At 62.9% G+C, this 15,972-nt stretch carries 14 protein-coding genes, 1 tRNA gene and 1 pseudogene; 12 read left to right on the top strand and 4 right to left on the bottom strand.

All coding sequences use genetic code 11. The annotated features are described in order from the left end of the window. Positions 1-114 precede the first annotated feature (114 nt). Together CEW83_RS11070 and CEW83_RS11065 are read right to left on the bottom strand one after the other, a co-directional pair. Entirely contained in the window at positions 115-3,594 is a 3,480-nt protein-coding gene (locus CEW83_RS11070) for an EAL domain-containing protein (RefSeq protein ID WP_108949391.1), read from the bottom strand. Next, the gene (locus tag CEW83_RS11065) at positions 3,591-4,391 is read right to left on the bottom strand and encodes an ABC transporter substrate-binding protein (RefSeq protein WP_108949390.1); all 801 of its coding nucleotides are present in this window, start codon (positions 4,389-4,391) and stop codon (positions 3,591-3,593) included. Before CEW83_RS11065 ends, CEW83_RS11070 begins: the two co-directional genes overlap by 4 nt. Positions 4,392-4,937: 546 nt before the next feature. Here CEW83_RS11065 and CEW83_RS11060 point away from each other — a divergent pair. Together CEW83_RS11060 and CEW83_RS11055 are read left to right on the top strand one after the other, a co-directional pair. Beyond that, the gene (locus tag CEW83_RS11060; RefSeq protein ID WP_108949389.1) at positions 4,938-6,395 is read left to right on the top strand and encodes a circularly permuted type 2 ATP-grasp protein; all 1,458 of its coding nucleotides are present in this window, start codon (positions 4,938-4,940) and stop codon (positions 6,393-6,395) included. A 2-nt stretch (positions 6,396-6,397) separates the two neighbouring features. Then, positions 6,398-7,360 (top strand): alpha-E domain-containing protein, encoded by a 963-nt coding sequence (locus CEW83_RS11055; RefSeq protein ID WP_108949388.1) that lies wholly within the window; start codon positions 6,398-6,400, stop codon positions 7,358-7,360. Between the two features lie 47 nt (positions 7,361-7,407). Here the strand turns inward: CEW83_RS11055 and CEW83_RS11050 are convergent, their stop codons facing one another. After that, positions 7,408-7,647, bottom strand: a complete 240-nt coding sequence (locus CEW83_RS11050) for a LysR substrate-binding domain-containing protein (RefSeq protein WP_234418778.1) — start codon at positions 7,645-7,647, stop codon at positions 7,408-7,410. A 103-nt stretch (positions 7,648-7,750) separates the two neighbouring features. Between CEW83_RS11050 and CEW83_RS21755 the strand changes: the two are divergent. The 4 genes and pseudogenes from CEW83_RS21755 to CEW83_RS11035 all read left to right on the top strand — a co-directional run. Beyond that, positions 7,751-7,819: pseudogene (locus CEW83_RS21755) on the top strand (hypothetical protein); the annotation flags it as partial. A gap of 28 nt (positions 7,820-7,847) precedes the next feature. Next, on the top strand, positions 7,848-8,414 hold the full coding sequence (locus CEW83_RS11045; protein WP_199915098.1) for an LLM class flavin-dependent oxidoreductase: 567 nt from the start codon (positions 7,848-7,850) through the stop codon (positions 8,412-8,414). A 102-nt stretch (positions 8,415-8,516) separates the two neighbouring features. Further along, positions 8,517-8,822 carry a hypothetical protein gene (locus CEW83_RS11040; protein WP_199915097.1) on the top strand — a complete coding sequence of 102 codons (306 nt, stop codon included), beginning with the start codon at positions 8,517-8,519 and terminating at the stop codon, positions 8,820-8,822. Positions 8,823-9,015: 193 nt separating this feature from the next. Next, positions 9,016-9,615: an IMPACT family protein gene (locus tag CEW83_RS11035; RefSeq protein WP_108949386.1), complete on the top strand. Its 600-nt coding sequence runs from the start codon at positions 9,016-9,018 to the stop codon at positions 9,613-9,615. Between the two features lie 195 nt (positions 9,616-9,810). On the opposite strand, the gene CEW83_RS11030 is transcribed toward CEW83_RS11035, so the two are convergent. Further along, a tRNA-Met gene (locus CEW83_RS11030) sits at positions 9,811-9,887 on the bottom strand. Between the two features lie 73 nt (positions 9,888-9,960). On the opposite strand from CEW83_RS11030, the gene CEW83_RS21375 reads away from it, so the two are divergent. From CEW83_RS21375 to lnt, 6 genes are all read left to right on the top strand, one after another. After that, positions 9,961-10,419, top strand: a complete 459-nt coding sequence (locus CEW83_RS21375; RefSeq protein ID WP_234418777.1) for a hypothetical protein — start codon at positions 9,961-9,963, stop codon at positions 10,417-10,419. A 10-nt stretch (positions 10,420-10,429) separates the two neighbouring features. Continuing rightward, positions 10,430-11,779 (top strand): tRNA (N6-isopentenyl adenosine(37)-C2)-methylthiotransferase MiaB, encoded by a 1,350-nt coding sequence (miaB, locus tag CEW83_RS11020; RefSeq protein WP_108949385.1) that lies wholly within the window; start codon positions 10,430-10,432, stop codon positions 11,777-11,779. Then, positions 11,779-12,777, top strand: a complete 999-nt coding sequence (locus tag CEW83_RS11015; protein WP_108949384.1) for a PhoH family protein — start codon at positions 11,779-11,781, stop codon at positions 12,775-12,777. Before miaB ends, CEW83_RS11015 begins: the two co-directional genes overlap by 1 nt. Further along, positions 12,758-13,513 (top strand): rRNA maturation RNase YbeY, encoded by a 756-nt coding sequence (gene ybeY / locus CEW83_RS11010; RefSeq protein WP_108949383.1) that lies wholly within the window; start codon positions 12,758-12,760, stop codon positions 13,511-13,513. Before CEW83_RS11015 ends, ybeY begins: the two co-directional genes overlap by 20 nt. Before the next feature lie 95 nt (positions 13,514-13,608). Next, a complete protein-coding gene (locus CEW83_RS11005; RefSeq protein WP_108949382.1) occupies positions 13,609-14,454 on the top strand; it encodes an HlyC/CorC family transporter in 846 nt (281 codons plus the stop codon). After that, positions 14,454-15,956 carry an apolipoprotein N-acyltransferase gene (gene lnt, locus CEW83_RS11000; protein ID WP_199915096.1) on the top strand — a complete coding sequence of 501 codons (1,503 nt, stop codon included), beginning with the start codon at positions 14,454-14,456 and terminating at the stop codon, positions 15,954-15,956. The genes CEW83_RS11005 and lnt overlap by 1 nt, the downstream gene beginning before the upstream one ends. Positions 15,957-15,972: the final 16 nt, after the last annotated feature.

Raw genomic sequence — 15,972 nt, 5'->3', positions numbered from 1 at the left:
GATCCTCTTCAGCGCTGGGGTTGAGCATTGCCGCGCGTCAGGCGAAAACGCCTGCGCAGGTACAAACCTTAGCATGGTCTATGTTTCATTCCAGCCTTGTCCATGCAGGCGGGTTTATCTTTCCGTGCCGGCGGCATATGAACGCTGCGTGACCGCTTCCGCCGGGCGGTACTCCGCCTGGCGCTGCCCGGCCGGGCGCTCGGCAAGCTGGAGCAATGCCCGCAGCTGGAGGATCAGCGCATCGCGCAGTTCGAGCAGGTCGCGGATGCCGCGTTCAAGCTCGGCGTGCTGATCCTCATCCCGGGCATGCATGGTGCATAATTGCGTGCCCAGTTCATGAACCGACCGGTGCAGGGACTGAATCTGCTCCCAGGTCCTGTCGCCTCGGCGATGGTTCAGGCCGCCAGCGTCCAGCCACTTGCCGAATGCGCATTCATGACGATCGAGCGGTGGCGGTGCCCCCCGTTCGCCCTTGAGGTAATGAATCAAGGCGCTGATCCACGCCCGATGTTCGACACTGGCAAAGAGCAGGGGCAGCGCGCTGCGTCTGACGGTCCGGCAAGCCTGCCATGTCGGGTCGGGGCGCCACGATGCGCACCAGCCAGGTATCGCCGCGGCGGGCATCGGACGCGCGATCCCGTAGCCTTGCGCCAGTTCGCAGCCGAGCTGCAGCAGCAGCTCTCCGTGCTCCACGGTCTCCACGCCTTCCGCAATGACCTGGCGGCGGAACGCTGCGGCCAGGCCGAGCACGCTTTCGACAATGGCGAGATCGTCAGGGTCGTCGAGGATGTCGCGTACGAAGCTCTGGTCGATCTTGAGCTGGGCGACCGGCAGGCGCTTGAGGTAGGTCAGCGACGAATAGCCGGTGCCGAAGTCATCGAGTGCGAACTTTACGCCGAGCTCGCTGCAGGCCTGGATGATCTCCGCGACCCCGGCGAGATCCTCGAGCGCACTTGTCTCCAGGACTTCCAGCTCAACGCAGGAGGGCGGGATCTGCGGGTGTGCGCTCAGGATGTCGCGCAGGCGGTCCACAAAGCCGGGGTCGCGCAACTGGCGGGCGCCGACGTTGATGCTGGCGTGCAGGTCGAGGCCGAGTGCATGCCAGGCTTCCATCTGGCTCAGCGTGGTGTCGATGACCCAGTCGCCGAGCTCGATCGACAGCGGATGGTTCTCGATGACCGGCAGGAAGGAGCCCGGGAGCAGCAGTCCCTTTTCGGGGTGCTGCCAGCGGATCAGCGCTTCGGCGCCGACCACCTTGCCGGTGCGCATATTGACCTTGGGCTGGTAATACATGACCAGTTCGTTCTCGGTCATTGCCTGGCGGATGCGTTCGAGACTCTCGTAGTGGCCGCGCACGCTGCGGTCATGGTCGGCGTCGAACACGTGATAGCAGTTCTTGCCCGAGAGCTTGGCCTGGTACATCGACTGGTCGGCCTGACGCAGCAACTGGTCGGCATCCACTTCCTCCGTCTGCGGATAGAAGGTGACGCCGACACTGGCCGAAACCTGCAGCACCAGATCGTCGACATGAACCGGCTGGGCGGCAGCCGCGAGCAGGCGGGTGAGCAGTGTCACGCTGTCGGCGACCGCATCGAGATCGACCAGGACCGCGACGAACTCGTCGCCGCCCAGGCGGGCGAGCGTGTCGCCCTCGCGCAGCGTCTGGCGCATGCGTGTCGACACGGTCATCAGCAGCTGGTCACCCGCGTCATGGCCGTTGTGGTCGTTGACCGATTTGAAGCCGTCGAGGTCGAGATAGGCGACGGCCAGGCGCTGTTTCCGCCGCTGGGCCTGGGCCATGGCCTGGTGCAGCCGGTCGGCAAGCAGTACGCGGTTGGGCAGGCTGGTCAGCGCATCGTAGTGGGCAATGTGCTCCAGTTGGCTCTCGTGCTCCTTGAGCCGGGAAATGTCGGAAAACAGTGCCACGTAACGCTGAATGTTGCCGTGCTCGTCGTGCACCGCGCTGATGGTCTGCATTTCGGCGAACACCTCGCCATTCTTGCGCCGGTTCCAGACCTCCCCCGACCACTGCCCGTTCTCGACCAGGGTTTTCCACATCGTTGCGTAGAACTCGTCGGACTGACGGCCGGACTTCAGGATACGAGGGTTCTGCCCCAGCGCCTCTTCGCGGCTGAAGCCGGTCATGCGGCTGAAGGCTGCGTTGACATCGATGATGCGGCCGTCGGGTGCGGTGATCATGATGGCTTCGTGCGCATGGGTGAATACGCTGGCGGCGAGGTGCAGGCGCTCCTCCGCCTGCTTGCGTTCGGTGATGTCGACAATGTCGCCGATGTAGTGCTGCAGTTTTCCCTGTGTGTCGCGCGAGGCGGTGATCGACATCTGCACGTGGTAGAGCGTGCCGTCCTTGCGCCGGTTGACCAGTTGCCCGCGCCAGAAGCCCTCGTCGAGCAGGGTGGTCCACATCCGGGTGTAGAAGGCTCTGTCATGTGTGCCGGATGCGAGCAGACGAGGGTTGCGGCCGATGACCTCGTCTGTGCCGTAACCGGTGATGCGGGTGAAGGCGGCATTGACGGAGATGATGTCGGCGTTGACGTCGGTGATGACGATCGCCTCGGCACTGGACTCGAAAACCGTCGCATTGATGCGCTGCAGTCGCTCCGCTTCGGCGCGCTGGGTCATCAGCTGGATGCGGCGACGGTAGAAGGCGCCGGCGATCAGGATGACGGCGAGCAGGGCCGGGCCGACCACGAACACCAGGGCTTTCGCTTCGCTTCTCCAGCCTTGCAGCGCGGTGTCGCGATACAGGTGGGTGATCATGATGAAGGGGTACAGGGAGGAGGTGCGGAAGGTGCTCAGGGCGCCACTGCGGTCATCCGTGTCGCGCTCGAAGCGACCGTGCTCGGCGTCGGTTTGCACCAGGGCAGCGAGGTCGCCGGCATTGACCGTGCCTGCTCGGGCGTCGGGGTCGTTGGCGATCAGCAGTGTGCCGTCGTAGCGCAGCACCTTGATCAGGGCCGTTTCGGAATGGACGCTCTGCGACATCAGGTTGACGAAGAAGTCCGGATTCAGCGCGATCAGGATCGTGACCGCGTGGTCGCCGAAGCTCAGGCTGCGCGCGACCGGGATGAAACTCAGCGCATCGGCGGCCAGCGGGGCGTCTGCCGTGGTGCGGCGTCCGCCGGCAAAATCGCGTCCGGCCCACGGGACGCCAATGCGCAGAATCTCGCGGGCGCCGCTGACCGGCGGAAGAAAGTCTTCCAGCGTGATCGTCTCGCCGATATTGGCCGGATTGGAACTGGCGATGATGCGGTTCTGATCGTCGACCAGCGACATCGAGCGCAGGAAGGGAGAATTGCGCAAGGTGGCGAGAAAAGCGACCTCAGTCGCCGCGAGGTCGGGGCGGCCATCGTTTTCTGTCACCGAGGTGGCGGCCGCCAGTTCGGCAATATGCAGGCTCTGTGTCAGATAGTCCTCGAAGCTGCGGGTGTGCAGCGCCGAGATCTCATAGCCCGCACGCACCGCGTCAGCGTTCAGACGCCACAGGGTGTAGCCGGTGATTGCAAGGAGCCCGGCCGAGAACAGTGACAGCGTGAGCAGGAAGGTGAGGCGCAGCTGGCGCACGCTCTGCGTCACGGAGCGACGATCGGGTCAAGCTTGTGGCGCCTGGCGGCAGACATCAGGCGACCGTCACGCTTGATGTCGCTGACAAAGCGCTCGAGGCGGGCATGCCAATCGTCATCCCCGGGTTGCATCGCATAGGCATAGGACGTGACGTGATACGTGCTTGGAGGGGACACGAGTCGGGCCCACTGTGCATTCGCGAGAAAGCGCTGAATGTAAGGGTAATCGGTCATGAATACGTCGGCCCGCCCCGCCTGCACCTCCTGTTCGCGCGCAAACGGGGTGTCGAGCACCAGCAGTTCGGCGGCCTTGAGCTTGTTGCGCATCACAGGCTCATGCAGCGTCCCCTTCGCCACGGCGACGACCGACCCCGGCTTGTCGATATCGTCCCACTGCTTGATGCGACGGTTGGTTTTCGACGCAATGGCGTAGATGTCGCTGGCGAGATGCGGCGAGGTGAAGCGCAGTTTTTTCTGTCGTTGCGGGGTGATGCCAACCGCGAACATGGCGACGTCGCACCGGTCGGCGCTGATGTCGTCGATCAGGCGCGCGAATGAGCTGTCTACGAAAACAACGCTGGCGCCAAGATCCTTGCCGAGCGCCTCGGCCATGTCGATGTCGATCCCCGAGAGCACCTGCGTTTTCGGGTTGCGATAGCTGATGCCGTAATAGTCCGGCCAGATGCAGACGCGGACCTGCCTGTCTGCCATGACGCGTTCAAGGCGTCCGGTGCGCTCCTGCTGGCTGGCCGCGTGCAAGGGAAAGCCGAGACATGTGGCGAGGGTCAGTGTCAGAGCAATGCGGTGCATCAGAATCTTCCTTCCTGAAAACGGCCTTGGAGCATTTTCGGTAACGACCGATGACGAGACATCGGCAGCGCGGTCCCGGGGCGCTTTGCGGTGGCGAAGATTACCACTTCGTAAGTAGGAATGAATGCGGCGGACGTCTCAGCTGCACGCAGATGGATTTCAATCCTCTGTTCGGGAAGTGTGCGCCGGCACTGCCCGCGAGACAACCAGCATGGAAATCTGCTACGCCAGTGCCTGAATGCGGCCAGCCAGCAGGCCATCAACCGAAAGTCCTAATTTAAGGAAACCGCCCGCGTGCGCGTGCATGCGTCGGCGAAGCCGGGTCGGGTGGGCGCTCTTCACGTCGCGCATGGCGGGCTTCGCTGTGCAGTAAGGGGCGGATGCCCCCGCCAATTTTGTGGCTCAATTCCCCATGCGGCGTATCCGTCGTCAAGCCGTGGGCGCATGAACGCGCTTGATGAAGGCTGTGCTGGAAAATACGGCGCGGCAAGGGTACTGTATGACGAATCTACCCGCAATTCGCGGGCCGGTACCGCAGAGGGAGCTATGGCACGCATCGATTGGAGCGATTACGCCTGTTCGGGTTTGTACGACGAGCTTGTCACCGAGGACGGGGTGCCCCGGGAAGCAGCCGATGAGTTGTGCCGTTACCTGGCGAGCCTGTCCGCCGAAGAGGTGGCAGAGCTCAAGACCGCCGCCGAGGTGGCGATTCAGGTGATGGGAATCACCTTCACCGTGTATTCGGACGGCAACATGATCGATCGGGCCTGGCCCTTCGACATCGTGCCGCGAATCATTCCGCTGAAGGAGTGGGAGCGCGTCGAGGCGGGGCTCAAGCAGCGCGTGCACGCGCTGAACCTGTTCATCGACGACCTCTACCACGACCAGCGCATCATCAAGGATGGCGTCTTTCCGGCCGAACTGCTCGAGCAGTCGGTGAACTTCCGCCCTCAATGCGTGGGTGTGAGTCCGCCGCACGGCATCTGGGCACACATCTGCGGTTCGGATCTGGTGCGCGACAAGGATGGCACCATCTACGTCCTCGAAGACAATCTGCGCATCCCCTCGGGCGTGTCCTACATGCTCGAGAACCGCAACGTGATGAAGCGGGTGATGCCCGAGATGTTCGAAACCGGCAGGATCATGCCGGTCGACGACTACCCGTCACAGCTCTACGACATGCTCTCGGCGATGTCGCCGCGTCCGGGCGAGATGCCTTCGATCGCGATCCTGACCCCGGGCATCTATAACTCGGCCTATTTCGAGCACGCCTATCTTGCGCAGCAGATGGGCGTGGATCTCGTCGAAGGCTCCGACCTCATTGTCGGTACCGACGATTGTGTCTACATGCGCACGATCGATGGCCTCAAGCGGGTGGATGTGATCTACCGGCGGGTTGATGACTTGTTCATCGATCCGGAGGCCTTCAATCCCGACTCGATGCTGGGCGTGCGCGGCCTGATGCGGTCCTGGCGCGCGGGCAAGGTGGCGCTGTGCAATGCGCCGGGTGCGGGTGTTGCGGACGACAAGGTCGTGTACGCGTTCGTCCCCAAGATCATCAAGTATTACCTTGGCGAAGAGGCGATCGTGCCCAATGTGCCGAGTTATCTGTGCATGTACGAAGACGACCGGCGCTATGTGCTCGACAATCTCGACAAGCTGGTGGTCAAGCCTGCCAACGAATCAGGCGGTTACGGCATGCTGGTCGGGCCGCACTCGACCGCTGAACAGCAGGCCGAATTCGCGGAGCGTATCAAGGCCGATCCGCGCAACTACATGGCGCAGCCGACGCTCATGCTGTCTGCCGCGCCAACACTGTGCGGAGACGGTATCGATCCGCGGCACGTCGATTTGCGTCCGTTCATTCTCTCTGCCGGTATCGATACCTATGTGACGACGGGTGGCCTGACACGGGTTGCGCTGGTCAAGGGGTCGCTGGTGGTGAACTCATCTCAGGGTGGTGGCAGCAAAGACACCTGGATTGTCGATACCGAGGGGGCCTGAACATGTTGTCCCGAGTCGCAGAAAACCTTTACTGGATGGGGCGCTACATGGAGCGCGCCGAAGACACTGCCCGTCTGATCCAGGTCAGCCGCCACGTGATGCTCGATTTTCCGGGTACGGCCAACCTGGGCTGGTCCTCGCTGATCAACATCACGGGCAGTGACGAACTCTTCAACGAGCACTATGGCAAGCGCGACGAGGCCAGCGTGCTGGCCTTCCTGTGTGCCGACCGGCGTTACAGTGGCTCGATCGTCTCGGCACTTGCTGCCGCGCGCGAGAACCTGCGTACCACCCGCGAGGTGATGCCGCGCGAGGTGTGGGAGGAAGTCAATCAGCTTTATCACGCCGTCAGCGAGCAGGCCAGCCAGGGCATTTCAGTGCGCCGCATGGACGGGTTTCTCAAGACCGTGATTCGCGGTTGCCAGACCATTACCGGGATGATCATCGGTACCTTGAGTCACACGCCGGCCCGCACCTTCTGCGGTATGGGCTGCTATCTCGAGCGTGCCGACATGACTACCCGTACCCTGGACGTGCGCTCGGCGAACTTGCTGCCCCGCGCACCGGGTGATCTCACACCCTTCGAGAATCTGCAGTGGATGGGCGTGCTCAAGTCGCTGTCGGCCTACCAGATGTACCGCCAGCATGTTCGTCACCGGGTGCGCGGTCCGGAAGTGGTTCGCTTCATCCTCAACGACCCGCTTTTCCCGCGTTCGGTGAAGCGCTGTCTCATGGATCTGCATCGAAACATGTACACCCTGCCGCGGAACGATGCGGCTCGTGCAGTGGTAACGGCCTTGCAGGACCGCTTCGACTCGGTGGATACCGACTGGCTGGCGGGCTCACCGGACGACCTGCACCGGTTCGTGGACGATCTGCAGGTGGGGATCGGCGAGATTCACGACGTGATCAAATCCACCTGGTTCGGCGGAGTGGACGAACCGGCGCCGGTCATCGAGGACTGATGCCATCAGCGTCCGGCGGCCCTCCTCGTGGCTGCCGGGTGCGGTTTTCACGGCGTGCGCCATGCTGGCGCGTTGCCGATTCTGTCCATCAGAAAGTCGATGAATATCCTGGCCTTTGCCGTCAGGACATTGGATTTCGGATAGACCAGCCACAACGCGGACTGATCGTCGACCCAGTAGTCCGGCAGTACGCGTACGAGCTTGCCCTCTGCGAGTTCGCGATGAACGCTCCACAGTGAATTCACCGAGATGCTCGCCCCTGCGAGTGTGGCGATCGTCTGACTCAAGCCGTCATCCAGCACCAGTCGGCCGCCTGCAAGGCGCGGGTCGGCACGGAAAGCGATCGCCGCGGCGTGTGTCGTCGCCCGCACCGAGCGGATCGCACCGGGCGTGGCGAGTATTGTGCTGCCCCTGCGTCATCTGGCCCATATGGCAAAGGCGGCGGCCAGCGCAGACGTGCTGTCGGAGGAGCTGATCAGTTTCGGGGTTGCGTCGGGCGACCGGCCGGAAGAGTATCCGGCCGGTCGCCCTGCCTTTTGCCGAGCGCGGGGTCCGTTTTCGTGCCAGCTTCGACTATATCGAGCGCATGTGGGACGCATCGCCAGCGTTTGAGAACATCCATGGCTGCCCCGATGGCGACATGGACATGTTGCCCAAACCTGCGGGCGGAAAACTGCTGCTGATTACTGGCGCCAGCCAGGAGGCCCCTGACTGGATCGCACGCCACGGCGCGGGCTGGATCAACGATCCGCGCCCGGCGTCGGTGCAGGCGAAGATCGTTGCCGACTGGCGGGCGCGGGTCGAGGCCGTGGGCGGCGCGGCAAAGCCGGCGATGCAATCGCTGTCTGTCGATCTGACCGACGACCCGGATATGCCGCCGCAACCGATTCATCTGGGCTTCCGCTCAGGCGTGCTTCACCTTCGGGCCTACCTGAAAGAGCTGGGTTCGATCGGCGTGAATCACGTGGTGCTGAACCTGCGCTTCAACCATGCTGATATCGAGACCACAATCCACCGTCTGGCCGCCGAAGTGCTGCCGGACTTCAGTGTGTAAGCGAGGAGCGACAATGCAGAAATCGATTCTTGTCACCGGTTCGACCGACGGCATTGGCCTCGAGACAGCAAAAATGCTGGTCTTGACAAGCTGGCATTGACAATGTGGTCCCGACATCTGGCGCTCGAACTGAAGGCGGACGGGCCGGTCATCGTTGCGGTTAATCCCGGGTCCTTGCTGGGGAGCAAGATGGTGAAGGAGGGCTTCGGTGTCGACGGCGGCGATCTCGGTATTGGCGCGGATATCCTCACTCGCGCGGCACTGTCTGATGAGTTTGCGACGGCCAGCGGCAAGTACTACGACAACGATTCACGCCGGTTTGCCTCGCCCCATCTCGATGGGCTTGATGCAAGGAAATCAGAGGTGCTCGTGCGCGCGATCGAGACGCTCATTGCGCGCCTGACCTGATCGCGACCGGTGGAGTGCGTGCCCGCTGAAAACCGTGACCGCCCCATGCCGGTGGCGTTTTGAGCATGGCACGTTTGCGCTGAATCATGGCCCGAAGGGAATGCGAAGGAGTCCAGCCGGTGACGGCTGGGGCCATTGTTTTTCTTCGGCGCGCCGTTGGCGCGCGACCTGCCCCTGCTTTACCCTCCCGCTCATGTCTCTGACCATTGCCTCTGCCGTTGAGAGTGAACTGCTCATCAAGAAGAGCCGGTTCCTGTGTCGCGTGCAACCTGTCCCCGACCGTGAGGCCGCAAAGCTCATCGTCGCCGGATTGCGCGAGACGCATCCCGGGGCTGCACATGTCTGCTGGGCGCTTCTTGCGGGCGGCCACTCCGCTGCGGTGGATGATGGCGAACCGTCAGGTACGGCCGGGCGCCCGATGCTCGATGTGCTACGGCATCAGGACCTGGACGGAGTGGTGGCGACGGTTGTGCGCTACTACGGAGGCGTGCAGCTAGGGGCAGGCGGGTTGGTGCGGGCCTACACGAACTGCGTTGCCCAGGCTCTCAAGTCGGCGACCAAGGTGCCTGTTCTGAAAGTGAGAACCTTTCAATGCGCGGTTCCCTACGCGCTTGAGGGGCTGCTGCGTCGAGAGCTTGAGGCGGCCCGGGGGCAATTGCAGAGCGTTCAGCATGGCGCACAGGTCACGTTCGTTTTCTCGCTTGAGGAGAGCTCGGCTACTGCCCTGGTTGACCGCCTGGATGAGGCTGGCAAGGGGCACATTGCCTGGTGCGCCCCAACCTTGGCCGACTGAGGTCGTAGATTTGTCGCGCTTCACGGGGCGCGGCCGATGCTCGGATGTTCGCGTTGTTCTGCGAAGTGGCTGAGTTGCGCCGGTACGGACTCGTTGTCCACCTTGGCGGAGTCAGGCGTTTCGATCAGCGACCCAGGTCCAGACCAGAAAGCAAAAAGCCCAGCCGGTGAGGGCTGGGCTTTTCACTGTATTTTGTGGTGGTGATGGGCAGAATCGAACTGCCGACCTATGGGTTATGAATCCATCGCTCTAACCGTCTGAGCTACATCACCAACAGAGCGCAGCAATATAGCCGTTCAACCTGTGTGCGTCAATATCCTGTTGATGGGAATTTTCAGGTGCGCTGTGAGCGGCGAGGCTGGGGTTTTGCGGGCGTCCGGGCTGGAGGGCTTGATTTATAAGGGGTTTGCATTGACAGGAAGGGGGCGATCGGAGATCATCCAGAGCCTTGATATCCTCCATCGGCATTGCCGGGAAATCGTGCGCGACCTCCGTCTCGTTTTGTGCCTCGTTTTGGCCTGCCTAAGTTCTCAGCTTGCGCTCGCCGCTGGGCTGCGGCCGTTTCCCGCTGGTGCCAAGAAGGTGGAGATGACCTTTGTCGCCGTCGGGAAGGTGAGTGTGGATGGCGATGTCTTCCTGCTCAGTCCCGGTGCACAGATTCGTGACACCCACAACCGTATCGTATTGCCCTCCTACGTGAACGGAGAGCATATGGTTCGAGTGCTGATCGATAATATTGGCCAGGTTCATCGGGTGTGGATTCTCACGCCCGAGGAAATTGCTGCGCCCGACCCCAAGCAGTGAACACCCCTCAATGAAGAAACTCTACATCCGCACCTTCGGGTGCCAGATGAACGAGTACGACTCCGACAAGATGGCGGACGTACTTGGTGCGGAAGACGGTCTGACCAAGACCGAGAACCCCGAAGAAGCGGACATCATCCTGTTCAACACCTGTTCGGTGCGCGAGAAGGCGCAGGAGCGGGTGTTTCACGACCTGGGTCGCGTGCGTCTGCTCAAGCAGCAGAATCCGGATCTGATCATCGGTGTGGGTGGTTGCGTGGCGAGCCAGGAAGGCGAGGCGATCGTTAAGCGCGCGCCCTACGTGGACGTGGTGTTCGGCCCCCAGACCCTGCATCGTCTGCCGGCGCTGATCGAGGCCCGGCGCAAGAGCGGTCGCTCGCAGGTGGATATCTCTTTCCCCGAGATCGAGAAGTTCGACGCCATGCCGCCGGCGCGGGTTGAGGGCGCGAGTGCCTTCGTGTCGATCATGGAGGGATGCTCCAAGTACTGTACTTTCTGCGTGGTGCCTTACACACGTGGCGAGGAGGTGTCCCGCCCGCTCGACGATGTGCTGGCCGAGGTCGCAGGACTGGCGGCGCAAGGGGTGAAGGAAGTGACCCTGCTGGGGCAGAACGTGAATGCCTGGCGCGGCGAGATCGTGCGCGAAGGCGGCGAGGAGGGCGACTTTGCCTTCCTGCTGGAGTGTGTGGCCGACATCCCCGGCATCGAGCGTATCCGTTACACGACCTCGCATCCGCGCGAGATGTCGCAGCGGGTGTTCGATGCCTACATGAACATCCCCAAGCTGGTGTCCCATCTCCATCTGCCCGTGCAGTCCGGTTCCGATCGCGTGCTGGCGGCCATGAAGCGTGGTTACACCGTGCTCGAATTCAAGTCGGTGGTGAAGAAGCTGCGCGCTGCGCGGCCCGACCTGTCGCTGTCGTCGGACTTCATCGTGGGCTTCCCCGGTGAGACCGAAGAGGACTTCGAAAAGACCATGAAGCTGATTGACGAGGTGGGTTTCGATTCGTCCTTCAGCTTCGTGTATAGCTCGCGTCCGGGTACGCCTGCGGCGGATCTTGAAGATCCGGTACCGCAGGAGACCAAGTTGCGCTGGCTGGCGCGGCTGCAGAAGCGGATCGACGAGCAGGCGCAGGTCATCAGTCAGGCCATGGTGGGAACGGTGCAGCGCATCCTCGTCGAAGGGCCTTCGCGCAAGGACCCGGACGAGCTTGCAGGGCGCACCGATAACAACCGCGTGGTCAACTTTGTGGCGGCCTCGCCCAACCGGACCCGGCTGATCAACCAGTTCATCGATGTCCGGATCACGTCTGCGCTGCCGCACAGCCTGCGTGGCGAAATCGTGACGCGGGAGTCCTGATGGCGCGCAGTATCGAACTCTCCTTCGAGCCGGTCGACAATGCCCGGCTCGCCAATCTGTGCGGCACACTCGACGAGAATCTGCGCCAGATCGAAGCTGCATTCGACATCACCATTTCCCGCCGTGGCGAGCGCTTCTCGCTGCAGGGGGCGCTGACCAAGACGCGGCTCGCCGAGCAGGCGCTGAAGCAGTTCTATGCCGGGGCCGACGAACACCTGTCGCCCGCCGATCTGCAGTTGGCGCTGATCGAGATCGGCACTCATGCGGATGCCGTGAAATCGGCGCCGGTGCTGATGACACGCAAGCACGACCTGCACGGGCGCACGCCGCGTCAGGTAGAGTACCTGCGTAACATCCAGGAGCATGACATCACCTTCGGCATCGGCCCCGCCGGTACCGGCAAGACCTATCTCGCGGTCGCGAGTGCGGTCGATGCGCTGGAGCGCGACCTGGTCGAGCGCATCCTTCTGACCCGGCCTGCGGTCGAGGCGGGCGAGCGTCTTGGCTTTCTGCCGGGCGATCTGGCGCAGAAGGTCGACCCCTATCTGCGACCGCTGTATGACGCCCTGTATGAACTGATGGGGGTGGAGCGGGTCACCAAGCTCTTCGAGCGCGGTACGCTCGAGATCGCACCGCTTGCCTTCATGCGCGGGCGCACGCTGAACAACGCGTTCATCATTCTCGATGAAGCGCAGAACACGACGCCCGAGCAGATGAAGATGTTCCTGACCCGGATCGGATTCGGTGCCAAGGCCGTCGTCACCGGCGACCTCACCCAGATCGATTTGCCGCGAGGCAACCGCAGCGGCCTGCTTGAGGCACGCGAAGTGCTTGGCAAGGTGCGCGGACTGGCCTTTACCGAATTTCAGAAAGAAGATGTGGTGCGTCACCCCCTGGTGGCCCGCATCGTTGAAGCCTACGACAATCAGACGGCGCGCGTCGCGCGTGCTGCTGCAGCAAAAGCAAAGGAAGTGAGTCATGCCCAGGCAGGCGAATAGCCCCAAGATCATTGCCATCGACAGCGAGGGGCGCTCGAGCCGGGTCAAGGCCGAGCGCCTTGAGGTTGAGTTCAGCGATGGCCGCCGCCTGCTGCTGTCTTTTCCCAGCAAGGCGTGGGGAGACATCGAGGTCGAGGCGGACACGGTAAATGAGGCCGATGTCCCCGTCATCAGCGTGCAACCGGCCGCCTGTAACGTGCTGACCCTGCGCGTGGACGTGCATCACGACATGATCGAGGTCGATTCGATCGATCTGCCGGAAACCATAGCGCCGCCGATGCTGAACCTGACGGTGCAGAAGGCGCTGGAAGGCAGCGACCGGATCAGTGCGCCCAAGAAGCACCAGATCCGGCGCTGGGCTCAGGCTGCTTTGCAGCGCGATGTTGAGGTTACCGTGCGGCTCGTGGGCGAAGCGGAAGGCCGGGAGCTCAACCGCAACTACCGTGGCAAGGACTATGCAACCAATGTGCTGACCTTTGCCTACGGCGAGGAGTCGGACATGCCGCAGGTCGAGGGCGCACCCTTGATGGGCGATCTCGTCCTGTGCGTGCCGGTTGTGGTGCGCGAAGCGGGTGAGCAGGGCAAGTCGCTCGATGCGCACTTTGCCCATCTGGTGGTGCATGGCATGCTGCACATGCAGGGCTATGACCATGAAGTGGAGGCTGAGGCGAGCGTCATGGAAGCGCGCGAGCGCGACATTCTGCGTACCCTCGGCTATGCTGACCCATATGCATGAGGGCAGCGCCTCGGGGTGAGGCGTAAGGCGTGGGTGATTGCATGCATGGTTCGTGCTTGTAATTGCTCACTCCTTATTCCTTACCCATCACTAAAATGGACAGTAGCCCTAGTAAACCCTCGCTAATCGAGCGACTTTCGGCCCTTCTTTCGCGCGAGCCGGAAGATCGCGATGAGCTTCTCGCGCTACTTCACTCGGCATTCGATCGCAATCTGCTCGATGCCGATGCCCTTTCGATCATCGAGGGCGCCCTGCAGATGTCGGACATGCAGGTGCGTGACGTGATGATTCCCCGTGCCCAGATGGACGTCGTGCATGTCGACGATCCGATGGACAAGATCGCCGCCTTTGTCGTCGACACCGCCCACTCGCGCTTCCCTGCAATCGGGGAGAGCAAGGACGATGTATCGGGCATCCTGCTGGCAAAGGACTTGCTGCGTTACTTTGCCGGTCGCGAGTTCGATCTGCGCGACATGCTGCGTCCAGCGGTGTTCGTGCCCGAATCCAAGCGTCTCAACGTGCTGCTGCGCGACTTCCGTGTCAGTCGCAATCACATGGCCATCGTTGTCGACGAGTACGGCGGCGTTGCCGGCCTCGTGACCATCGAGGACGTGCTTGAGCAGATCGTCGGCGACATCGAGGACGAGTACGATTTCGACGAGATCGGCGACAACATCCGCCTCGACCAGAGCGGGCGCTACCGCGTCAAGGCAACCACCGAGATCGAGGACTTCAACGCGGCGTTTGCGACCCATTTCAGCGATGAGGAAGTCGACACCGTCGGTGGCCTGGTCATTCGTCAGTTCGGTCGCCTGCCCAAGCGTGGCGAGGCCGTGGTGCTCGAGGGGCTGAAAATCCAGGTGCTCCGCGCAGACAGTCGCCGAGTGCACACCCTCGTGGTGGAGCGGGTGCCGGTCGTATCCGAAGTCAGCGGCGACTGATGATCGCGCTGTTGCGGGGCCGGCTGACGCTGGCTTTCCTGCCGGCGTTGCTGGCCGGTGGCGTGTCGGTGCTCGGCTTCGCGCCCTTCGGCTGGTTCGTGCTCGTATTTCTCGGTGTGGGCGCGCTGGCCTTCCTTCTTGAGCGCGCCCCCGATGCCCGGACGGGATTCATGTGCGGGCTCGGATGGGGGCTGGGTGCTTTCCTGGCCGGCGTGTCCTGGCTCTACGTTGCGCTCAACCGTTTCGGTGGCATGCCCATGCCGCTCGCGGCGTTCGCCATTCTGCTGTTCTGCCTTTACCTCGCGCTCTATCCGGCGCTGGCCGGTGCGCTCTATGTGCGCCTCAAGTCAGGCGGCCTGGTCTGGAGGGGGGCGCTGTTCGCGGCCTTGTGGATTCTCGCCGAGTGGCTGCGGGGCGTTGTCTTCACCGGCTTCCCCTGGCTTGCCACCGGTTATTCGCAGACCCCGCCCAGCCCGCTGGCCGCCTATCTGCCGGTGATCGGCGTGTACGGCGTCGGCGGCGCGGTCGCCTTCGTTGCGGCCCTGGCTGCGCTTGCACCCTGGCGCCGGCTGCGGGGCTTGCCGCGACCGCTTGCGATCATCGCCGGCGTGTTCGTGCTCGCGATCGGACTTGGCCGCGTCGAGTGGACCGAGCCCGAGGGCGAGCCGCTGTCGGTTGCCCTGATCCAGACGAATGTCGAGCAGGACCTCAAGTGGGCGCCCGGGCACTTTGCCGAGGTGTTGCAGACCAATCTGAGGCTGGTGAGCGATAGTCGCGCGGATTTCGTGGTGTTGCCGGAGACCACCCTGCCGACACTGGTGGAGCGACTGCCTGAAGGCTACCTCGACCTGCTCGGTGGCATGGTGAGTGAGCGTGGCGGCATGCTGGTGCTCGGGGTGTTCTCCCGTGACGATGCCGGGCAGATCTTCAATGCCGCGATCAGCGTTGGCAGCGGGCCGCAGCAGCACTACGCCAAGCGCCATCTCGTTCCCTTCGGCGAGTATTCGCCGCCTTTCTTTGGCTGGTTCTACCGCCTGGCGGACATTCCGATGTCGGATCAGACGCGCGGCGCCCGCGAGCAGCCGCCGATGAGTGTGCTTGGGCAGCGCGTGGCCTTGAACATCTGCTACGAAGATCTCTTCGGGGCGGAGCTGCTCTCCAGCCTGCCGCAAGCTACGCTGATGCTGAACATTTCCAATCTTGCCTGGTATGGCGATTCGCTGGCGCAGCCCCAGCATCTGCAGATCGCCCGCGTCCGCGCGCTCGAGACCGGACGCCCGATGCTGCGCTCGACCAATACCGGCATGACTGCCGTGATTCAGCCCGATGGTCACGTCGATGCGGTGTTGCCAGCCTTCGAGGCGGGCGTGCTCGAAGCCGAGGTGCGTGGCTTCAAAGGGATGACGCCCTATGCACACTGGGGCAACTGGCCGGTGTTGCTGATTGCTGCCGGACTGCTGCTGATCGCCGTGCTGCGGCGACGGCGGGCGCCCGCCGCCTAGCCTGACGGCGCTGGCA

This window comes from Parazoarcus communis, from assembly GCF_003111645.1.
Taxonomy (GTDB): domain Bacteria; phylum Pseudomonadota; class Gammaproteobacteria; order Burkholderiales; family Rhodocyclaceae; genus Parazoarcus; species Parazoarcus communis_A.
Note: the sequence above shows the minus strand (reverse complement) of the source record. Positions and strands in the feature narration are given on the sequence as shown.

Excerpts from the sequence above, each read along its gene's own strand:
- CEW83_RS11015 (WP_108949384.1), top strand. The coding sequence starts at position 11,779 with ATGGCGCGCAGTATCGAACTCTCCTTCGAGCCGGTCGACAATGCCCGG.
- miaB (WP_108949385.1), top strand. The coding sequence starts at position 10,430 with ATGAAGAAACTCTACATCCGCACCTTCGGGTGCCAGATGAACGAGTAC.
- CEW83_RS11040 (WP_199915097.1), top strand. The coding sequence starts at position 8,517 with ATGTGGTCCCGACATCTGGCGCTCGAACTGAAGGCGGACGGGCCGGTC.
- CEW83_RS11055 (WP_108949388.1), top strand. The coding sequence starts at position 6,398 with ATGTTGTCCCGAGTCGCAGAAAACCTTTACTGGATGGGGCGCTACATG.
- CEW83_RS11035 (WP_108949386.1), top strand. The coding sequence starts at position 9,016 with ATGTCTCTGACCATTGCCTCTGCCGTTGAGAGTGAACTGCTCATCAAG.
- ybeY (WP_108949383.1), top strand. The coding sequence starts at position 12,758 with ATGCCCAGGCAGGCGAATAGCCCCAAGATCATTGCCATCGACAGCGAG.
- CEW83_RS11060 (WP_108949389.1), top strand. The coding sequence starts at position 4,938 with ATGGCACGCATCGATTGGAGCGATTACGCCTGTTCGGGTTTGTACGAC.
- CEW83_RS11065 (WP_108949390.1), bottom strand. The coding sequence starts at position 4,391 with ATGCACCGCATTGCTCTGACACTGACCCTCGCCACATGTCTCGGCTTT.
- CEW83_RS11005 (WP_108949382.1), top strand. The coding sequence starts at position 13,609 with ATGGACAGTAGCCCTAGTAAACCCTCGCTAATCGAGCGACTTTCGGCC.
- lnt (WP_199915096.1), top strand. The coding sequence starts at position 14,454 with ATGATCGCGCTGTTGCGGGGCCGGCTGACGCTGGCTTTCCTGCCGGCG.